Genomic DNA, 20533 nt, shown 5'->3' with positions numbered 1-20533 from the left:
CCGGCTACTGGTTCTGCACCGCGAGCCGCCCCGCCAGCGCCAGGAAGGACGCGCCGAACACCCGCCGCACCCAGGTCACCACCGCGGGCCGCGAGATGACCTGATTGCGCACGGCCGCCGCACACGCCCCGCACACCGCGAACACGACGAAGGTCGCCAGCCCGAACAGCGCGCTCAGCTCCAGCATGCGCATGGTGGCATTGGTCGACCCGGTCGGCACGAACTGCGGCAGGAATGCGAAGAAGAAGATCGTCAGCTTCGGATTCAGCACATTCAGCAGCACCGCGGACAGAATCACACGCCCCGCCGACGGCGCCGCCCCCGCACTCTCCTCCGGCACCGCCAGAGCCCCCTTGTCCCGCAAGGTCGTCCACGCCATGTACACCAGATACGCGACACCCAGATACTTCAACGTCTGAAACGCGACAGCACTCGCATTCAACAGCGCCGCCAGCCCGGTAATCGCCGCCACCATATGCGGCACCACCCCGAGCGTGCACCCGAACGCGGCCACCACGCTCGCCCGCACCCCCCGCGCCAATCCCGCAGCCAGCGTAAACAGCACCCCCGTGCCCGGCGTCGCCACAATGACGAGCGTCGTCAGCAGAAACTCAATGCTCATCTCCCACACGCTAACCGGACGAAGCCCCCGACAACACCCTCGATTTCACCGTCTAGCGCCAAGCCCATCCGCCGCCCCGATCCGTTGCGGGCACGACACAGCCAGCGATCCAGATGGACCCGGGCCGGAGTGCGCGCGCGGGCAGTCAGAATGCGGGGCTCGGCACGCGCGCGCCGAATCGGCGGCGGTATTCGACCGGGGCGATTCCCACGAGGCGCTGGAAGTGGTGGCGCAGGAGGGCGCCGGAGCCGAAACCGCAACGGTGGGCCAGGGTTTCGAGGTCCATGTCGGTGTCTTCGAGGAGATGCTTCGCGAGCAGGATGCGTTGACCGGTCAGCCATTTCACGGGTGTCGTGCCGGTCTCGGCGGCGAAGGTGCGGGTGGACATGGCCGTGCGCGCGGCGAGCGATCCCACCGTGTGCGGGAGTTCGAGGTTCTCGCCCATCCAGTGCAGGGTTTCGCTGAGGCTGTCGGAGCTGCATTCGACGACCGGGCGCTCGATGAACTGCCGCTGGCCGCCGTCACGCTGCGGGGGCACCACCATGCGGCGGGCAATGCCATTGGCGGCCGCACTGCCGAGTTCGCGGCGCACCAGGTGCAGGCAGGCGTCGATACCGGCGGCGGTGCCCGCACTGGTGATGAGGTTGCCTTCGTCCACGAACAGCACGTCCGGATCGACCGTGGCCAGCGGATACCGCTCCGCCAACTGCTCCACGTACCGCCAGTGCGTGGTGCATTTGCGCCCGTCGAGCAGTCCGGCCTCCCCGGCCAGGAAGGCCCCGGAGCACACGGTGAGCACGGTCGCGCCGCGCTCCGATGCATCCCGTACGGCTGCGACGACGCGCTCGTCGATCTTGATGTTCGCATAGAACGGAAACGCCGGAATGGCCACCAGATCGGCGTCCCGCAGTTCCTCCAGACCGTATTCCGGAGTTACTTGTATACCCGGTGAACTGCTACGCAGCGGCTTCCCCTGTTCGAGCCCGCAGACCCGGAAGTCGAAGCCCGGCAACCCGTCCGCGGTCCGGTCCAGACCGAAAACCTCACAGACGACGCCGAATTCGAACATGGCGAGGCGGTCGTTCAACACGACGGCGACCTTCGACAACATAGGTCCCACCATACCTGGCTGAATCTTTGCGAACAATGTCAGAACAGCCACTGTTGGCAGAAACTGTTCTAGAGAAAACTTACTGCCATGCAAGGCCTTACCGCAATCGTCACCGCCGGAACGTTCATGAGCGCTCTCGGCTACCTCACCTACGCCGCCATGGCCTGGGGCACAACCGAATCCAATGAAGGCGAGGCATAAGCCATGACCACCGTCACCGCTCCCGCGAACATCGCCCGCTGCGCCGAGGCCCTCCTCAGCGTCGACACCACCGCCGAGACCGAAATCCCCACCATGTTCACCCGCTTCGTCGCCCTGCTGGCCGCGGCCGGCCGAGCGATCCCCTTCCACCACGACAGCATCCGCTGGCAGCTGGCCGGATCCACCAATGTCTTCGACCGCGATCACCACCGCACCACCCACGAACTCGCCGCCATCGCCTCGATGCGGTCGAGCGACCTCGACGAGCTGTTCGGCAAGCGCGGCTGAGCGTGCCGTCGAAACAGCTTGACCTGAACCGCTGTTGAGGATTCAAGATCGTTTCATGAGCACGATGAGCACGCAGGCCCCGACCGTCGCGGACACCACCGTGGACCACGAAGACGACATCCGAGCCATCCGGCAGATCATCACCAATGTCGAAACCGCCTACAACACCAACGACGCGGAACTCATGACCGACGACTTCACGGCCAATGCCGCGGTCGTCAATGCCATGGGCACGCTCATGGTCGGCCGCGAGGCCCTGCTCGCGGCCAACCAAGCAGGTCTCGCGGGCTTCCTGAAGGACGAATACGCCCGCTACGACGTCCAGGACATCACCTTCCTGCGCCCCGACGTCGCCATCGCACACAAGGTGGCCCGCGCCACCACCCCCACCGGCGAACTCATCGACCAGGATCCGGCGATGATCGCCCTCTACGTCCTCACCAAGCAGGACGGCCGCTGGTGGACCGCCGCCCGCCAGAACACCCTCATCCCGCAGAAATAGCGCCCGCCGGATATCCCCGCGCCAACTCGGCAAGACCCCCGAACCGCCGAGCTCGCAGCCCCAAACGCGATGATGGCCCGCAGCACAGTGCTGCGGGCCATCGCATGTTCTCGATACGGCCGAGGCCGCTGCTCAGACGCTGTCGCCCGGCTTGACCCGCGGCTTCGGGGCGCGCATGCGGCGCACCTGCGAGGCGCGGACGAAGGCGTACCAGCCGAGCGAGAAGCTCGAATCCCCGGCCTCCGGGAAGCGGTCGCGCACCCGGTTGTTCACGATGCGGCCGAGGACGATGCCCTCGACGATCATGAACAGCATCATCACCAGCATGCCGAGCGTCACAATGGCCTGCAGCGCGGGCGTCAGGATCATGCTCACGATGAGCACCAGCGCAAGGGGCATGAACAAGCCGAGCAGATTGCGCCGCGCATCCACGATGTCGCGCACATAACCCTTCACCGGTCCCTTGTCGCGCGGCAGCAGGTACTGCTCCTCACCGGCGAGCATGCGCGCCCGGCGATCCTGCACATCGGCGCGGCGCTGGGCCGAGGCGGCCTTGCGCTCCTCTTTGTTCCCGCGCAGCGCCTTGCGACGCGCCCGGGCCTCCTTGGAGGTTTTCGGCGCGGGCGCGATGGGTCCGCGACGGCGGCCTTCGGCCTCGCGGCGCTTCGGGGTCGGACGCCCCTTTCCGGCGGTGACCGGCCGATCCGTGACCGTCGCCGCACCACCGGCATCAACGGCGGAGGTGTCGGAGGTGGGGGTGGAATCGCCACGGCGCAGGAACTTCACGCCGACCAGGCTATTCGATGACACGCCCGCCTGAAAAACCTGGTCCGTCCGATTGTGTTCCCGGACGCCGTCCACGCTATTGTCCGGCGACCTCAATCCCTGGCCCTGGCGGCGCAAACGCCGCCGCGTAGGATTGGGAATAGCCACGAGCGAAGTGGCGTTGACAGCCAGCGAGCCGTGCGTCTCTCACGGGTTGACTATTGGTCCTTTAGGAGAGTTCATGACTGTGCAGAACGAGACCACCACTCACGGTGTGACTCTGACCGACGCCGCCGCCTCCAAGGCGAAGGCGCTGCTGGATCAGGAAGGCCGTGACGACTTGGCCCTGCGCATCGCCGTGCAGCCGGGTGGCTGCGCCGGCCTGCGCTACCAGCTCTTCTTCGACGATTGCAACCTGGACGGCGACCTGGTCGTGGAGTTCGGCGGCGTGAAGCTCATCGTCGACCGCATGAGCTCCCCCTACGTGCAGGGCGCGTCGATCGACTTCGTCGACACCATCGAGAAGCAGGGTTTCACCATCGACAACCCGAATGCCACCGGCTCCTGCGCCTGCGGCGACAGCTTCAACTGAGATAACGCCACCAGCGCGGAACATCCTCACGGACGTTCCGCGCTGTCGTGTGCGTGCGGGATCAAATCCCGTCTCGGACAGTGTATTTTTTAGTTGCGGCCGCGTTTCATGAACACCGCGTTCGCACCTTCCTCGTCCACCGGCCCCGCGTCTGCCGTTCCGCATACAGGTGTGTGCAGCGCACGTCATCGAAGGATCGACGCTCGTGACCATCGCCGTGTCCGCTTCCATTGCGACCGACCACCTGATGCGCTTCCCCGGCAAGTTCTCCGATGCGCTGCTGACTGATCAGCTGCAGCACGTCTCGCTCAGCTTCCTCGTCGACGATCTGGTCATCCGCCGCGGCGGCGTGGCGGGCAATATCGCGTACGCCATGGGCCTGCTGGGCCGCAATCCGCTGCTGGTCGGCGCGGTCGGCGCGGACTTCGGTGACTACCGCCGCTGGCTGGAGGACAACGGCGTCGACTGCTCGGCGGTGAAGATCTCCACCGAGGCGCATACCGCGCGCTTCGTGTGCACCACCGACGAGACCATGGCGCAGATCGCCTCCTTCTACCCCGGCGCCATGAGCGAGGCGCGCGATATCTCCATCGGCGATCTGGCCGCGGGCCGCGACCTCGAGCTCGTCCTGGTCGGCGCCAACGATCCGGAAGCCATGGTGCTGCACACCGAACAGGCGCGCGCCGCGGGCATCCCCTTCGCGGCGGATCCTTCCCAGCAGCTGGCCCGCCTCGACGGCGAGCAGGCGCTCTCCCTCATCGACGGCGCCGCCTACCTGTTCACCAATGAGTACGAGTGGGGCCTGCTGCTGCAGAAGACCGGCCTCACCGAGGCGGAAGTCGCTGAGCGCGTTGGCATTCGCGTCACCACCCTCGGCTCCAAGGGCGCCAAGATCGTCGACCGCGACGGCACCGAACTCCACGTCGACGTGGTACCCGACACCGCCAAGGTCGACCCCACCGGCGTCGGCGACGGCTTCCGCGCGGGCTTCCTCACCGGCCACTCGGCGGGCCTGTCCCTGGAACGCTCCGCCCAGCTCGGCTCCCTCATCGCCGTCCTCATCCTGGAAACCGTCGGCACCCAGGAATGGACCCTCGACCACGATGTCGCCATGAAACGCCTGCGCGCCGCCTACGGCCCGGAAGCCGCCACCGAGATCGAGGCGGTCCTGCGCCCCTGAGCCGATTGCGGGCCCTGACCTGATCCCGTTGCCCCGCAACTGAATCAGCCGCCCGCCGATCGCGCCCATCGACCGGCCGGACAACAATGCCGCGCCGCACTGCCGATGCAGTGCGGCGCGGCATTGCGCGAGGGCATCCGTGCGGACGGGCAGTCGTGCAGGCAGGCAGCCGTACGCACGGGCAGGCAGGCGGACGGGCAGCCGCGCGGGCGTGCAGCCGTGCGGCCGTCGCGGGAATCCGGGCATGCCCGGATCATCCCGTTCGATCGGGTCTTGGGCGTGTGACCTGCACTATTCGCGCCGAATCTCGTCGGTTCGGCGCGACGACTTCGTAACCTGGCCGACTCTTTCATCCTTCACACTGACCGCGTGATCAACGGTCGGAACCTCGTGCCGCCAGGGTGATCACTGCGGTCCCGGACCGCACACGTATGACAGCTCGTTTCGAAGGACCTGATGATGGTGGTACGAGTCGGCATTGTCGATCTGATTTCGACGTCGCCGGACAGCATGACGCGGCGGGTATTCCTGGCGGCGGTCGCGGGCTCCGAGGCCCGCACCGACCCTCCCGCCCAGCACGAATTCGGCATGGCCGCACCGGTTTTCGCCGAGACACAACCGACACTCCAGTCCGGCGTAGAGACGACGGTCTTCGGCATCGCCCCGACCGCCTCCCCCGACACCGTCGGCTGGCCCGCACTGGCCGCCATGGACGCCCTCGTCATCAGCGGCAGCGAACCCCTGAGCACCGGCCTCGCCACGGAACCGAGTGTCGCCATCATCGATCGCCTCCTCCACGAATGCGCCGCCACAACCTCCATCCTGTTCTCCTGCCAATCCGCCCACGCCGCCCTGCATCTCCTGCACGGCCTGGAACGCCACCGCCTCCCCCGCCGCTGCCACGGCACTTTCACACACACAGTCGCTTCCGAATCCGGCCACCCCGGCATACCGATCGGCGTCGACCCACCCCTGCGCACCGCCCTGCCCAGCAACTCACTTCTGGACGACCTGCAACTGCTCGGACGACCGGAGGCGGAAACCAAGAGCCTGCAACTCTTCGGCCGCGCGGATGCGGAGACGGACCACCCGCGCCCCTCGGGCCTGGCAGAGACGGGAGCGGTCGACTTTCAGCTCCGCAGCCGCGCGGATGTGGAGGTCGATGCCATCCTTCTCGCCGCCCCCGCACACCCCCTCCTGATAGACCTCACCACGCCGGTACTCGTCCCCCACTCCCGCTGGAACGTCATGTCCTCCGCGGACCTGCGCGCCGCTGGCGTCCCCATCCTGCTCGACTCTGCTGAGGCCGAATGGCATCTGGCCACCTCCCCCGACGGCCTCCGCCACGTCTTCCTCCAGGGCCACCCGGAATACTTCGCCGACACCATGGCCCGCGAGTACCGCCGCGACCTCCGCCGCTGGATCGCAGACCCGGCAAGGCCGTTCCCGGACATCCCTCTCCACTATTTCCCCGAACTCACCCACGCCCGGCTTCTCCACCACGCCGAACTCGTTCGCGCCCAACGCGATCCAGTGCTGCTTGAGGACTTCCCCCTCCCGTCCGACTACGCCGATACCGCTCACGACTGGTCGTCCCATTCCCGCCAGTTCTTCACCAACTGGCTTCGTGCCGTCGAACAGCGAATCAGCCCCGACGAGCTCCTCGCCGCCTGATCCAATCTGAAACAGCGACGACCGGGAACTGGTGGCGGTGGCTTCTCGCGCGATGCCGCCACCAGTTCCCGGTGATCACTTGTCCAGTCCGAGGCGTGCGCGGACGCGGCGTGGCGACGGATCCGGGTGTGGGTGCTGGTGGGATGCGCAATAGGCTGTGGCACATGGCCTCGGACCGTTTGTATTTTCGCCAGTTGCTCTCCGGGCGCGACTGGGCCGTCGGCGATCCCATCGCCACGCAGATGCGCAACTTCGCCTATCTGATCGGCGATCGTGAAACCGGCGAATGCGTCGTGGTCGATCCCGCTTACGAGGCGGCCCAACTGGTCGATATCGCCGCGGCCGACGATATGCGCCTCACCGGCGTCCTGGCCACCCACCACCACCCCGACCACGTCGGCGGCACCATGCTCGGCTTCACCCTCCGCGGTGTGAAGGAACTCCTCGAAAAGACCGACGTCGCAGTCCACGTCAACGCCGAGGAACTGCCCTGGGTCGCCAACGTCACCGGCATCGCTCCCGGTGAACTCACCGGCCACGCCCACGGCGACAAGGTCCCCGTGGGCGCCTTCGAAATCGAACTCCTCCACACCCCCGGCCACACCCCCGGCTCCCAATGCTTCCTCTTCGAGAACCGCCTCATCGCCGGTGACACCCTCTTCGTGGACGGCTGCGGCCGCACCGACTTCCCCGGCGGCGACTCCGACGCCATGTTCCGCAGCCTCCGCTACCTCGCCGACCTGAAAGGCGACCCGGTCGTCTACCCCGGCCACTGGTACTCCGAAGAACCCAGCGCCACCCTCTCCCACATCCGCGACCACAACTACGTCATGCGCCCCCAAACCCTCGACCAATGGCGCATGTTCATGCCGAGCTGAACCTCCGCCGATCGAAGGCGCTCCCTCAATGCGAAAGCGCCCGCCCCGAATTCGTTCGGGGCGGGCGCTTTTCGATGCTTCGAAGCCTCAGGCGAGGGTGCGCATCCAGGTGTGGGTGTCGGCGAAGGTGCCGCGCTGGATGCCGGTGAGGGTTTCGCGGAGGGCCATGGTGACCTCGCCGGGTTCGCCGCCGCCGATGGTGAATTCGCCGTCGGCGGAGCGGACGGAGGCGACCGGGATGACGACGGCCGCGGTGCCGCAGCCGAAAACCTCGGTGATTTCACCGGATTCGACGCCCTTGCGCCATTCCTCGACGGAGATCTTGCGCTCTTCGACGGGGTAACCGGCGTCGGCGGCCAGGGTGATGAGCGAATCGCGGGTGATGCCGGGGAGGAGAGAGCCGGATAGTTCCGGGGTCACCAGGCGAGCATCGGAGCCGCTGCCGAAGACGAAGAACAGGTTGTTGGTGCCCATTTCCTCGACGTAGCGGTGATCGCAGGCGTCGAGCCAAACGACCTGGTCACAGCCCTTCTCGGCGGCCTGCTGCTGGGCGAGCAGAGACGCGGCGTAGTTACCCGTGACCTTGGCCTCGCCGGTGCCGCCGGGTGCGGCGCGGACGTATTCGGTGGACAGCCACACGCGCACCGGCTTCAGGCCGCCGGAGAAGTACGCGCCCGCGGGGGAACCGAGCAGCAGGTACTTGTAGGCATTGGCGGGCTTCACACCCAGGCCGGACTCGGTGGAGAACATGAACGGGCGCAGGTACAGCGACTCTTCGCCACCGGCGGCGGGCACCCAGTCGGCGTCCGCCTCGAGCAGCTGGCGAACGGATTCGATGAACAGCTCGTCCGGTAGCTCCACCATGGCCATGCGCTTGGCCGAGCGGCGGAAGCGGGCCGCATTGGCGTCGACGCGGAAGGTGGCGATGCTGCCATCGGCCTGGCGGTACGCCTTGAGACCCTCGAAGATGGCCTGACCGTAGTGGAACACCATGGTCGCCGGGTCCATGGACAGCGGGCCGTACGGCTCGACGCGGGGGTTGATCCACTCGCCGTCGACGTAGTCGATCGACACCATGTGGTCGGTGAAGAACCGCCCGAACCCGGGCTCCGCGAGAATCTCCTGCCGCCGGTCCACGGGGACGGGTGCGGGATGCGGGGTGCGCGTGAACTGGGCGGCAACTGTCATGTTCGGGAGTCTAATTCGCCCGGCTCGACACGCCCTTGCCGCCCACCCAACTTTCGAGGCCGATTCGCACATCGGCGCGCTTTTCTGGCCCGAGTGACCAGGAAACCGGCCGAGGCTACGGCCCGAGGTCACAGTCTGTCCATCGACCAGCCGGATCGGCGAAACGGTCGAACCCGGACCGCAGCACATGCCCGCCGAGGTGGGCACCTCCGGTTCACAGTTGAATCGGGTGTCGGGTCGCGAGGCCGAGCACCCGAACCGGCCGTGCGGCCAACTCGGACGGGCGTGAGTCCGCTGGCGCGGCCAACTCGGTCGGTCCGACGGCGCGGCAAGTCCAGCGGATCGATCAGTCCGGCAGCGCGGCCAGTTCTGCGGCGCAGCCAGTTCTGCGGCGCAGCCAGCTCGGCAGCGCAGCCAGCTCGGCAGCGCAGCCAGCTCGGCAGCGCAGCCAGCTCGGCAGCGCAGCCAGCTCGGCAGCGCAGCCAGCTCGGCGGGGCGGTCAGCTCGGCGGGGCGGTCAGCTCGGTAGCCAGCGCTTTTCGTAGCCGATGCGGCGAGCCAGTGCCGCCAGTCCGCCGAGCACGATGCGCTGAACGACGGCGGGAATGCCTGCCAGGTAGCCGTCCTGGTAATCCCACAGCAGCGCGAGGGCGAGCGGGTTGCGCGGAATTCCGCCGCGGGTGGTGCGACCGGCGGCGTCGAGGGCCTGCCAGAGCCGGAACATCTCCCAGTGGCGCAGCGGCGGGCGGATCTCGTGATCGATGACGGTGTCCGGCGCCTCACTCGTGAACCGGTGCACGGTGCGTGCCGCCGCGAAGTGCGAATCCCCTTCCTCGGCAATGACTTCCGCCCCGTCGATCCAGAACCGGAGGCGTCCCTGCCGCACCGTCCAGCGCTCGGTCAGGACAGGATGCCAATGCGGCCCGGCCTGCCGCCCCGGTTTCGGCAACCGGTGCCGCAGTCGCAGATACGGGCCGTTCTCATCGGTTCCTTCGTCGACCAGCGTCACCTCATGGCCATTGCGGAAGGTCAGGGTTTCCATATCCAAGATATAAAGGTAACCTTCCTATTGTGTCAGTAGCCGACCCCAGCCTCCTGAAACTGTTGGTGCAGGTAACCCACTCGTTCGAGCAAGAGCTGAACCGCGACCTGCGCGCGGAGCTCGACGAAAGCCTGCGCCCGGCGCACTACGCGGTGTTCCGGCATCTGAACCCCGAGGGGTCGCGCGTCACGGCGCTGGCGGAGTCCGCCGGAATGACGCAGCAGTCCATGGGCGAGCTGGTGACGCATCTGGAGAAGTGCGGCTACGTCGAACGCCACGCGGACCCGGAGGACCGGCGTGCCCGACTGGTGGTCGCCACCGAATCCGGCCGTGCGGCATTGGTTTTCGCGGGCGAGAGGATACGAGCCATCGAAGACGAACTGCGTACGGAGTTGGGCACAGACGGGCTGGACGAGCTACGACAGCTACTGAGCCGGTCGCAAACCGTTCTCACGCAGAGGATCTCGAACAACTCGTGAACGAGTCCGAGCGTGCACCGAGCAGCTCGACGATCAGCGGTAACCGCCGCTCAAAGCTGTTCAATACACGCTCGGACTTTTCAAACACGGAGCGGACAAGCCAATTCGGCCCGGATATCCAGGCTACGCGGTGCGCGCCTCCACGAACGGCGGCCGCACAACCTCGCAACGCAAGCGACGACCGCGCACATCGACCTCGACCTCATCGCCGGGCGCGATCCCGGAAGCGGTATCGATCAGCGCCAGCGCGATACCGATCTTGAGCGTGGGAGAGAAAGTCCCGGAAGTGGTTTCACCGACCTGCTCGCCCCCCCGCAGCACAGCCTGCCCCTGCCGCAGCACGCCGCGATCCTTGGCCTTCAGCCCGAGCAGCAGCCGCCGCGGCCCCGCGGCCTTCTCCTCCACGAGTACGTCCTTGCCCCAGAACTCCGGCTTCTTCCAGCCGACCGCCCATCCACAGCGCGCCTGCAACGGCGAAATATCCACGGACAGTTCATGTCCGTGCAACGGATACCCCATCTCGGTCCGCAGCGTATCCCGCGCACCCAGCCCCGCAGCCTGCCCGCCCGCGGCCTCCACCTGCGCTGTCAGCGCCCGGAACACCGCCTCGGCATCATCCCACCGCGGCAGCAGCTCATACCCGTGCTCACCGGTGTACCCGGTCCGGCACACACGAACCGGCCGCCCCTCCCACTCGGCATCCGAATACGCCATGTACTCCATATCGGTCGGCAACCCCAGCCCCGCAAGCACTTCCGCCGACTTCGGCCCCTGCACCGCGAACACCGCATAACCCCGATGCTCATCGGTGACGGTGATCCCCTCCGGCGCCCGCTTCTGCAACTCCGCCACCACGGTCGCGGTATTCGCCGCATTCGGCACCAGGAAGATCTCGTCATCACTCACGTAATAGGCAATCAAATCGTCGATCACCCCACCCTCGGGCGTACAGCACAACGTGTACTGCGCCTTCCCCGGCTTAGTCCGATTCAGATCATTCGTCAGCGCCGAGTTCACGAACTCCGCCGCCCCGGCCCCCTTGACGGTGGCCTTACCCAGGTGGCTCACATCGAACACGCCAACCGTCGTCCGCACGGCGGTGTGCTCACCAACAGTTCCGGCATAGGAGACAGGCATCTCCCACCCTCCGAACGGCGCGAAGGTCGCGCCCAGCTCGACATGGACGGCATGAATAGGGCCCTGCAGCAGCTTCTCGTCGGTCACCCGATGCAGCTTATCGGTCCGGCCGCGGCGCGTTGATGCGGGAGATTCGCCCGGCACATGACCGCACCCCCGGCCACCGTCGAAGCAAGAAGATCATCCCCCGGTAGAGTCCGCCCAAGGTCTGCTGCCCAGGGAGAAGCATGGCATCCGAAGTCGGTCCCCAGGGATAAAGCGCCGCGTCCCGGCGGCGTTCGTAGCTATCCCAGATCGGTATTTCGGGCAGAGCCTCGTACGTGAGGCAGGCACCGGCATCGCAATCTCGCTCGCCGGGGGCCTCGTGACGCTTTTCGTAGTCGGCCTCCTCACCTAGGAGCACAGCGGCGGGGCCGTCACGGAGTGATCGAGGTACACGGCCAACCGCTCCTCATCGAGGATGTCGATCTGCTGACCTCGCATCTGGAGTTCGGCGGCACGGCGGGCCTTTGTGGTGGTGAAGCCGGTGGCGTCGCGACCGGTGAAGCCATCACCGATCACCAGGCAGGTGGTGCGTCTGGTGACGTTCTTCGCAGGAGTCGCACCGCACGAAGCAATAGCGTTCCAGGCTTCCTGACGGGTCATCGACGCGAGTTCGCCTGTGAACACAACGATCTGGTTGTACAGCGGGTGGCTCGGGTCGCTGCCGGTGACCTCGGGTGCGATCAATTCCTCGCGGGGGAAGAAGGATCCGCGGGTCCGCCGAGTTGTGCGGCGGGGACGGTAGGGCCGCTCCTCGCCGGACCGTTCGAGCTCGGACAGCGAACTCACGCCGACTCGTGCAGCCAGCGCCAGAACTATGTCGGCAGCAGCGGCAGCATCGGCGGCCGCATTGTGGTGGGCGAGCAGTTCGACGCCCAGGGCGTCGGCAACGTGCGGGAGGCGGTAGCTCTCAAGGTCCAAGTGTCGCCGCGCGATATACAGGCTGCAGATGAATTCCCAAGTGGGGACTTCGATTCCGCTGTGGGTACAGGCATCCCGAATAGCGCCACTGTCGAAACCGGCGTTGTGGGCAACCAATGGCAGATCGGCGACCACATGCCGGATTTCGGGCCAGCGGTGAGCGAATACCGGCTGGTCTGCGACAACGACGGGCGATATGCCATGAATGCGAATATTGCGGCGGGCGAAGAAGTCCAGCGCCGCGGGTGGACGGCACAGCCAGGAATGGGTTTCCCGGCGCACCCCCTCGCGCACGACCGTGACCCCGACGGCGCAGATGCTCCCACGGGAGGAGTTGGCAGTCTCGACGTCGATGGCGGCGAATGAGAGACCCACCATGCTCACCGCACCGTCAGCGGCACCGGACGCGCGACGCGACCGCCGTGATCGAGGAGGAAAGACCGAGCCAGTCGCAACGATTCGAGGGCGGCCCAAGCATCAGCCAAGTCCGCGATCCCACGCGCCAGAAGCAATGCGGGCCGAACTCTTTCGTCGATGTGATGGAGCGGTTGCCGAACCTCTCGGGGATGGACGAACTCAGGCCACTGCGGCCGAATCAACTTGTTCGCAACCGTGCCCTGATGCGTACTGAACAGCCCATCGATCACAGCCACCTCATCCCGCATAGCGATCACGGAGGCATCGACATCAACAACCCCCGCAGTCGAGACCCACTCCGGCACAGCCGCTTCCCCACCACACCAAACAATCCGCTTCCCTCCGACCAGCGTGGCTATCGCCTCCCCCTCGTCCTCCTCCAACACCCACGCCCCCGACACCCGCGAAAGCCCGACAGCCTGCCCGACATTCACATGCCAGATAACAAGGCGCCCGGCAACCTTGTTCAGCACGACCACCAGTGAGAGAACAGTCGCCGCGGGGGTGCTCATCAAGCTCCGTTCGATAGCAGACGGTGTGCAACCAGACACGGTAGAGCATCACACCGACAGACTTATCCATGGGTCCGACCGGAGTCCTCCAACGAAACAATTTCTACAAGAAGAGAATTGGACCAATCAGTCTTCTTCAACCGATAGCGGTGCATTGCGAGGATCCGGATCCGGACACTCCACCCCTCGTGCTTTCCGAGCTCGCGACCGCCCCGATATTGATAGTCTCGCCCAGCGAGACTTCTTGCTGCCCTGTTGTTTCCGCGTGAAAGTGACATCGTTGAGCGTCGAGTCCTTCGAAATCGAGAAGCCGTTCCTGCTGGATCTGCTGAACCAAGCCCGGGACGGCCGAATTCAGCTGCCGGAGTTCCAGCGTGGCTGGGTGTGGCCGGAACCGAACATTCGTGGCCTGCTGAGTTCCATCTCGCTGGGCTTTCCGGTCGGAACCTTGATGATGCTGCGCGCCGGCGGTGAGACTCGGTTCAAGCAGCGCCCGATCGAGGGCGTCGACCTGCCGGCCACAGTGTCGGCGGAGCGGCTGCTGCTCGACGGCCAGCAACGACTCACCTCGATGTATCAGGCCCTCATGCTGAACCGGCCCATCCTCACCCTCGACGAGAAGAAGAAGCCCATCGAGGGCTGGTTCTACGTGGACATGCGGGCCGCCCTGGACGAGAGCACCGACCGGGAAGAAGCGTTCCGCTTCGTCCCCACCGAACGACGAGTGACCTCCAATTTCGGCCGCACCGTGGACCTCGACCTTTCCACGCTCGACGGGGAGTGCAGAGCGGCGTGGTTCCCCATGACCCGCGCGTTCGACGCCGACGACTGGGCGGAACATTTCCGCGAGTTGCACAACTACTCCCCCGAAGCGCGCGAACTGTGGCGCAACTTCAATCGCCAGATCCTCAAGCATTTCGAGCAGTATTTGATCCCGGTGCTGGACCTGGCCGCGGCCACACCGCGAGAGGCGGTGTGCCAGGTCTTCGAAAAGGTCAATACCGGCGGTGTCACGCTGACAGTGTTTGAACTGCTCACCGCCACCTACGCGGCCGACGAATTCGATCTGCGTAAGGATTGGGAGCGCTGCCGAGAGACCTGGGGTGACGGCAAATACCGGGTTCTGGAACAGGTTTCGGAAACGGACTTCCTGCAAGCCGTCACCCTGCTTGCGACATTCCGCCGCCGCGAGACCGCCGGACTGGTCGATCCGACCAGCGGCCCCCGCGTGGGCTGCCGCCGCGCCGACATTCTGCGGCTACCACTCGACGAGTACCGGATCTACAGCAAGCAGATTGTGGAGGGTCTGCTGTCTGCCGCGAAATTCCTGCACGAGCAGCACATTTTCGACACCCGATTCGTTCCGTACGGTACGCAGTTGATTCCACTGGCCGCGATCCTGAGCGTGCTGGGTTCGGAGTGGAACGCGCACTCCGCCCGGCAGAAGGTGGCACGCTGGTTCTGGTCCGGAGTCTTCGGCGAGCTCTACGGCTCGACGACCGAAACCCGTTTCGCCCGTGATCTTCCCGATGTCGTCGACTGGGCATTGTGTGTGACCGATGCCGAACCGCGCACAGTCGTCGACGCCCAGTTCACCGTCGGCCGACTGCTTGCCCTGCGCAGCCGCAACAGCGCCGCCTACAAGGGCATCTACGCGTTGCTGCTGCGGACGGGCGCACGGGATTGGCTCAGTGGGAATTCGATCAACGGCGCGACCTACTTCGACGAGGCCGTGGACATACACCATGTCTTCCCGAAGGCATGGTGCGCCCGGCAGGGTATCGACCGCACCGTAGGCGATTCGATTCTCAACAAAACTCCGCTCTCGGCCTACACCAACCGCTCGATCGGCGGCGCCGCGCCATCCAGCTATCTGTCGACTCTGGCCAAGAACGGCGGTGTCGACAAGCACAGTTTTCACACACATGTCGAGTCCCATCTGATCGACCCGGAGACCTTGCGCCGCGATGATTTTCAGCGATTCATAGGCGAGCGCGAGAAGGCGCTGATGGCACTGGTCATCGAGGCGATGAGCGGAACCGGGTCATCGCAATCACCGTCGACACCGGATGCAAAGCCCGCACGAAAGTCGCGCCCAGCACCGGCCACCGCGCCAGTGAATGCCGCGCAGGGGCGTCGCCGACCGTGGACATCGGCGGATGCAGTTCTTGCAGAAGAGATGTGGGATCTGTTGACCGAACGAGCGCGGGGACTGTTCTCGATTCTGATCGACAATCCGGGTCGCCAGTACTCCGGCGCTGAACTGGCCGAACTGTTGAACCTGCCGAACAGTCAGTCGACCGCCGCCGTGCTGAGCCGGCCGGGGACTCTGTGCGCCGAGGTGCAGCGCCACTACATGTGGTCCTGGGAGTATCTGGGCGATGGGAAATGCTACTACTGGATGGATGACGAGAAGGCTGCGCTGTTCCGAAAGGCAAGTGGCTGAACGATTTTCGAAGGTTCCGGCGAACCCGTGCGAGCCCCGAGTGTTCGCCGGCCAACCTATTCGAAGACAACCCCCGCCCGCCGCGCCCCCACGGTGACGATCTCGGTCACCTCGGCGAGGAGCCGACCGGAAGCAACGTAGGTATCGAAGACCTCGCCGTCGATGATGCGCGCACGCTTGGTCACCGAACCACTCCCGGAGATCGCGTACGCGCGAATCCATGCTTCGCGCGCATCCTTCGTGAGCAGTTGGGTGCTCAGTTCGAGCAGCGGCGTGGCGACGGCATTGGCGATCTGATCGATGAGGACCTGCTGTTCGCTCGGATTCGGCGTGCCACCCACCCAGCGGGCCGGCTGCTGGAGCAACCCGTAGATCCGATGCTGGAGCCCTTCGCGCAGATCCGCCACCGGCTGCAGATGCTCGTAATGGTCGTCCATCGCGAAGGCGAAACGGCGGGTCAGCGCCTTGACCTGACTCCAGTGTGCGGGCGACACGCCTTCCTCAAAATCCAGCGACAGCACGGCCTTCCACATCGTCTGGAAGTCCGAGGTGGCCGCGGTGATGCCGTCCACGAGCTGCACGGTGCGATAGACCGGCCGGCCCTCGCCGGTGTCGTCGGCCAGCTCGGGGTGCGCGATCAACTCCATCAGCGCGTTGAGCTGATGAATGGATCGCTTACCGGCCTTCTTGTCGCTGAGCTGTTTGTCGATTCCACCGACGAAATAGGCCGCACGATCCAATCGCTGCCGAAGTACTCGTTCGGCGGCTTCCAACGCCTGATCACCGCCCTGGGCTTCGGCACGGAACAGCGCGAGCACATTGGCGACCGATTCGCGGACGTGTTCCTCGCGGGCACTGAAGGTATCGAGGTTGTCGCCCTTGACCTGGTCGAAATGCGTGAAGAGAAAGTGCAGTTTCGCGGCGTGCCCGGAGATCGCGATGCTTTTCAGCGCGGCGACGGCGGCGGCTTGCATGGGCTGCTCGGCATTGTCCACGAGCAGTACCGCGTCCACCTCATCGAGCCGCCGTGCGACATGTGTGGACAAGGTGGCCGCTGATTTGGCGGTATGACCGAGCCCCTCACCGTCGATCAGGACCAGCTTCGGCCGCGCGGTCGCCCATCCAGGTACGAACGGACCGCTGACACGAACCGCGTTCACGAGCGGCGTCAGCAATCGGCCGAACAGCTTGGCATTATTGCTGGAGAAGCGCGATACCACGGTGAGGAGGTGACGGCGGTCGTCGCTACTCCAAGCCCAGCTGATCGGCCAGCCATCGGCATCGCAATGCAGATCACCGACCTCCAGCGCATCGAAACGCTTTTCCATTTCGACCAGCATCCGGTCGACGATGTCATGGAACTCCGTATACTCACGCAGGTCGGCGTCAGCGTTCAACTCCACGAATCGCTGGAGGTCGGCGTCCCCGGCACGCGAAAACACCTCGGTGGCATACCGATTGACCAATGCCCGGATCGCGACAACCGTGCCGGTGAGCACATGGGTGGTGCTTTCGGCGTCCACATCGCCGTACTCGGCGGGATCCGGTTCGCTGTCCTCGTGTTCGTCGTCATCGTCATCGATGTCGTCGGCCGCCGCGTCGACGATCCGGCCGAGCACGTAGCTGAAGCGGAAGCGCTGGTTGACGTGATCGAGCAAAGACCGCCCGATCTTGTCCACCGACTTGCCCTCGAATACCGCCAGCGCGGCAGCCACCACATTCTCTTGCACATGGGTTTCGACAACGGCGCGCGGCGCGAAGGTGATCGCCGCCCGATAAGCCGGCTGCTCACTGACGATCAATTCCATATCCGCGACGGTGGTTTTGGCCGTGGAGGTGGACGGAAATCGTTCCGTCCGGGGATGCGTTCCCAGCAGCTGGCGGACGACCGTCGTCTTGCCCGCACCGGTGGTCCCGAGCAGCAGCACACGCTGATAACCGTCGTCGGCGCCCGGGAGCGGGAGGATCTCGTCGCGCAGGGCCGCGAACTCGGAGTCGATGTATTCGACGCCGGATTGAGCTGTCACTTTCACCTTCTGTGGCAGATCGATGGGTTACGGCCAAAGGTGACCTCTCGGATAGTCGCAGCGTCTCCAGGAGTCGAGCAACTCCGTGAATCCGTCGCCCAATCGGTCAAATGCTGGACAGGTTAGGCTTTCCCGACTGTCCTCGGGTGGGGAAAGGTTTGTCAGTGGTACGTCAAATCAAGCTGCGGCACGCGGCCGGCAATGGACCGAAGGCCCTATTGACTCGGCGTATTGCCGTGATCCTGGCGGAAACTCCGTTTCAATCCGCCCAGCAGATCAGCCCGCGGCTCGGCGTCCCGGATGCGACGGCAATGGTGGTGCTGCGACTACTGCAGAGCGAGCCTGATCTGTTCGAAATCTGCGGGCCCGAACAGCCGCCGATCTGGGCCGTGCGCGTCGAGGCCGAAGCACAGGTCGAATCCTGGCGCACGGTGGTGAACAACACCGGCGACGACCGACATGACGAACAGATGCCAGGTGCGCCAACGGCCCCGAAGACCTGCTATGCCGGGCCGCCGTTGCGCGCCTGGCAGTCCGAGGCGCTGTACGCCTGGATGGATCATGGACGTCGTGGCCTGGTCGAGGCGGTGACCGGCTCCGGCAAGACCACCGTCGGCGCTCGCGCCATTGCCATGGCTCTGGACGAGGGTCGTTCCGCTGTGGTCCTGGTGCCGGGCGTCGACCTGCAGAACCAATGGTTCGAGCGTCTGCGCAGAGCGTTGCCATCCCACCGCATCGACCGGCTCGGCGGCAATGGCCCCGCCCGGCCGCCCGACCGCTGGGATGTCCTGGTCGCGACCGTGCAGACCGCCTCACGCACTCCGATTCCCGCGCCCGCAGGTGCACTGCTGGTGGCCGACGAGGTCCACCGCTACGGCGCCGGGACCTTCGCCAAAGCGCTACTGGTCCACTACGAATGGCGGCTCGGACTCACCGCGACCTTGGAGCGCTCCGACAATTCGGTGGAGGAGATCCTGCTGCCGTACTTCGGCACACTGGTGCCCGGATGCGACTACGCCCGTGCCCAATCCGACGCCATCCTGGCCCCGGTCAAGGTCGCCCTGGTCGGCGTGCACTTCACCGCGCGCGAACGAGCTCGCTACGACCGCGCCGACGAGGTGGCCCGGAAATCCAGAAATCTGCTGGTGGAATGGTATGGCGCGCCGGAAGAACCATTCGGCGAGTTCATGAAGTACACCCAGTTGCTCGCCAAGGACGACCGCGGCGAGGGCGTACGTCATGCCCAGCGCTTTCTCAAGTACTTCGCCGAGCGTCGCGAGGTCCTGGCCGACTGCGCCGGGAAACTGGAGTTGGTGCGGTCGCTTCCGATCACCGAACTCGCCGCTACACAGTCGATTGTCTTCACCGAGCGGACGGGCACCGCCGAGGCGGTGAGCGCGACCCTGCTGGAGTCCGGCCTGGCCTGCGGCTACATCGGGTCGACCTTGAAGTCCGGGGAACGCGCCGGGGTGCTCGACGAGTTCAGAAGCGGAGCTCTGCGCGCACTCGCCGCCCCACGGGTGCTGGACGAGGGTATCGACGTCCCCGATGCCCAGGTCGGTGTGGTGCTGGCCGCCAGCCGTACTCGCCGGCAGATGATTCAGCGGATGGGCCGGGTGGTGCGCCCCAAGTCCGATGGCCGGACGGCGATCTTCGTGATCGCGCACGTCTTCAGAACCCCGGAGGATCCAGCGCTCGGCGCGCACGAGGCGTTCCTGGAGGATCTCGAGTTCATCGCAGACGAGCGGCGCACAGTCGATGCGGCAGAGCTGGGCCCGCTCCTGCGCTCGTGGCTGACACCGCCCCCGGGGGCTCCCGCGACAGCCACATCGCCGAACCATCCGACAGCTGTTGCGACACAGCCGGATTCCCGGGCGCCCTTACCTACGCCGCTGGAGATGATGGCGCGCATGCCCACGCGCGTGATAACGCCGTCCAGGCACCCCTCGCCCGAGGACGACAATGCGCCCCCGCAGCAGCAGACCAGCGACGAGACCGCCGACCATGCCGAGCCGTACGCTCCCTCTGGGAGCGAAACCGTTGTCCCGGAACCGGATACACCTCTGAGTGACATCGTTCCCGCACAGGTCACTGCCGCCACGAACGAGAACGATGCACCACCGGTGGCCGGTTCGGCACCTGCTGCGCAAGCCCTCGCGCCCGCGGTCGCGAGCGGCGCGGCGAATTTGGCCCAGCTCGGAGCGAAACTCGGCCTCGCGGACGCATCCGCCTTGTGGGCGAAGGCCAGGACAGCCCGCCCCTGGGTGGACCCGGAGTGGGAAGCATCCCGGCTGTTGTCGCTGACGCGGTCCCGCAATCGCGATGATCTGGAGGAACAAGCGGCGCTTCGCGTCGTCGTCGACTACGCCACGGAGTCACCCGATCCGATCGGCCAGTTCGGCGAGCTGACCCGCAGCTTGGGCCTGGTCGGCTCGAACCGTACGGAGTTGCTCGTGTTCGTCGCGACCCTGCGCGGCGTGGATCCGGTGGATCTGTTGTAGCCACCGGAT

General features: G+C 65.8%; 18 protein-coding genes. 9 read left to right on the top strand and 9 right to left on the bottom strand.

Annotation, left to right across the window (positions count from 1 at the left end):
* Window positions 1-4: 4 nt before the first annotated feature.
* Together NC4_RS34215 and NC4_RS34210 are read right to left on the bottom strand one after the other, a co-directional pair.
* Window positions 5-622: a LysE family translocator gene (locus NC4_RS34215; RefSeq protein ID WP_067547200.1), complete on the bottom strand. Its 618-nt coding sequence runs from the start codon at window positions 620-622 to the stop codon at window positions 5-7.
* Between the two features lie 145 nt (window positions 623-767).
* Window positions 768-1733: a DJ-1/PfpI family protein gene (locus tag NC4_RS34210; protein WP_067547197.1), complete on the bottom strand. Its 966-nt coding sequence runs from the start codon at window positions 1731-1733 to the stop codon at window positions 768-770.
* A gap of 204 nt (window positions 1734-1937) precedes the next feature.
* On the opposite strand from NC4_RS34210, the gene NC4_RS34205 reads away from it, so the two are divergent.
* The gene (locus NC4_RS34205) at window positions 1938-2222 is read left to right on the top strand and encodes a hypothetical protein (protein ID WP_067547194.1); all 285 of its coding nucleotides are present in this window, start codon (window positions 1938-1940) and stop codon (window positions 2220-2222) included.
* A gap of 55 nt (window positions 2223-2277) precedes the next feature.
* Window positions 2278-2724 carry an SgcJ/EcaC family oxidoreductase gene (locus NC4_RS34200; RefSeq protein ID WP_067547191.1) on the top strand — a complete coding sequence of 149 codons (447 nt, stop codon included), beginning with the start codon at window positions 2278-2280 and terminating at the stop codon, window positions 2722-2724.
* A gap of 132 nt (window positions 2725-2856) precedes the next feature.
* Here the strand turns inward: NC4_RS34200 and NC4_RS34195 are convergent, their stop codons facing one another.
* Entirely contained in the window at window positions 2857-3510 is a 654-nt protein-coding gene (locus NC4_RS34195; protein WP_067547188.1) for a DUF3043 domain-containing protein, read from the bottom strand.
* Window positions 3511-3730: 220 nt separating this feature from the next.
* Between NC4_RS34195 and NC4_RS34190 the strand changes: the two genes are divergently transcribed.
* The 4 genes from NC4_RS34190 (at window position 3731) to NC4_RS34170 (ending at window position 7813) form a co-directional block, all read left to right on the top strand.
* Entirely contained in the window at window positions 3731-4081 is a 351-nt protein-coding gene (locus tag NC4_RS34190; RefSeq protein WP_067547185.1) for a HesB/IscA family protein, read from the top strand.
* Between the two features lie 205 nt (window positions 4082-4286).
* Window positions 4287-5261: a carbohydrate kinase family protein gene (locus NC4_RS34185; RefSeq protein ID WP_067547182.1), complete on the top strand. Its 975-nt coding sequence runs from the start codon at window positions 4287-4289 to the stop codon at window positions 5259-5261.
* Window positions 5262-5717: 456 nt separating this feature from the next.
* Window positions 5718-6935, top strand: coding sequence for a homoserine O-acetyltransferase/O-succinyltransferase family protein (locus NC4_RS34175; RefSeq protein WP_067547176.1), 1218 nt, complete (start codon window positions 5718-5720; stop codon window positions 6933-6935).
* Between the two features lie 164 nt (window positions 6936-7099).
* Complete coding sequence (locus NC4_RS34170) at window positions 7100-7813, top strand: MBL fold metallo-hydrolase (RefSeq protein WP_067547439.1); 714 nt, start codon at window positions 7100-7102, stop codon at window positions 7811-7813.
* An 87-nt stretch (window positions 7814-7900) separates the two neighbouring features.
* On the opposite strand, the gene NC4_RS34165 is transcribed toward NC4_RS34170, so the two are convergent.
* Together NC4_RS34165 and NC4_RS34160 are read right to left on the bottom strand one after the other, a co-directional pair.
* Window positions 7901-9001: a branched-chain amino acid aminotransferase gene (locus NC4_RS34165; protein WP_067547173.1), complete on the bottom strand. Its 1101-nt coding sequence runs from the start codon at window positions 8999-9001 to the stop codon at window positions 7901-7903.
* A gap of 516 nt (window positions 9002-9517) precedes the next feature.
* On the bottom strand, window positions 9518-10042 hold the full coding sequence (locus NC4_RS34160; RefSeq protein WP_067547170.1) for a cupin domain-containing protein: 525 nt from the start codon (window positions 10040-10042) through the stop codon (window positions 9518-9520).
* Between the two features lie 29 nt (window positions 10043-10071).
* On the opposite strand from NC4_RS34160, the gene NC4_RS34155 reads away from it, so the two are divergent.
* Complete coding sequence (locus tag NC4_RS34155) at window positions 10072-10521, top strand: MarR family winged helix-turn-helix transcriptional regulator (protein ID WP_067547167.1); 450 nt, start codon at window positions 10072-10074, stop codon at window positions 10519-10521.
* A 123-nt stretch (window positions 10522-10644) separates the two neighbouring features.
* Here the strand turns inward: NC4_RS34155 and gcvT are convergent, their stop codons facing one another.
* The 3 genes from gcvT to NC4_RS34135 form a co-directional block, all read right to left on the bottom strand.
* Window positions 10645-11745, bottom strand: coding sequence for a glycine cleavage system aminomethyltransferase GcvT (gene gcvT / locus NC4_RS34150; protein ID WP_067547164.1), 1101 nt, complete (start codon window positions 11743-11745; stop codon window positions 10645-10647).
* A gap of 306 nt (window positions 11746-12051) precedes the next feature.
* Window positions 12052-12999 (bottom strand): exonuclease domain-containing protein, encoded by a 948-nt coding sequence (locus NC4_RS34140; protein WP_084530036.1) that lies wholly within the window; start codon window positions 12997-12999, stop codon window positions 12052-12054.
* Window positions 13000-13001: 2 nt separating this feature from the next.
* On the bottom strand, window positions 13002-13550 hold the full coding sequence (locus NC4_RS34135) for a hypothetical protein (protein WP_067547158.1): 549 nt from the start codon (window positions 13548-13550) through the stop codon (window positions 13002-13004).
* On the opposite strand from NC4_RS34135, the gene NC4_RS34130 reads away from it, so the two are divergent.
* Entirely contained in the window at window positions 13543-15996 is a 2454-nt protein-coding gene (locus tag NC4_RS34130) for a GmrSD restriction endonuclease domain-containing protein (RefSeq protein WP_218021374.1), read from the top strand. The genes NC4_RS34135 and NC4_RS34130 overlap by 8 nt on opposite strands.
* Window positions 15997-16052: 56 nt before the next feature.
* Here the strand turns inward: NC4_RS34130 and NC4_RS34125 are convergent, their stop codons facing one another.
* Complete coding sequence (locus tag NC4_RS34125) at window positions 16053-18023, bottom strand: P-loop NTPase family protein (RefSeq protein ID WP_067547152.1); 1971 nt, start codon at window positions 18021-18023, stop codon at window positions 16053-16055.
* A gap of 164 nt (window positions 18024-18187) precedes the next feature.
* Here NC4_RS34125 and NC4_RS34120 point away from each other — a divergent pair, with 164 nt between their 5' ends.
* Complete coding sequence (locus NC4_RS34120) at window positions 18188-20524, top strand: DEAD/DEAH box helicase (protein ID WP_169814923.1); 2337 nt, start codon at window positions 18188-18190, stop codon at window positions 20522-20524.
* The last annotated feature ends 9 nt before the right edge of the window (window positions 20525-20533 follow it).

The organism is Nocardia crassostreae (assembly GCF_001613405.1).
Classification (GTDB): Bacteria; Actinomycetota; Actinomycetes; order Mycobacteriales; family Mycobacteriaceae; genus Nocardia; species Nocardia crassostreae.
The sequence above is the reverse complement of the archived record's forward strand: the minus strand, read 5'-3'. Positions and strand labels throughout refer to the sequence as shown.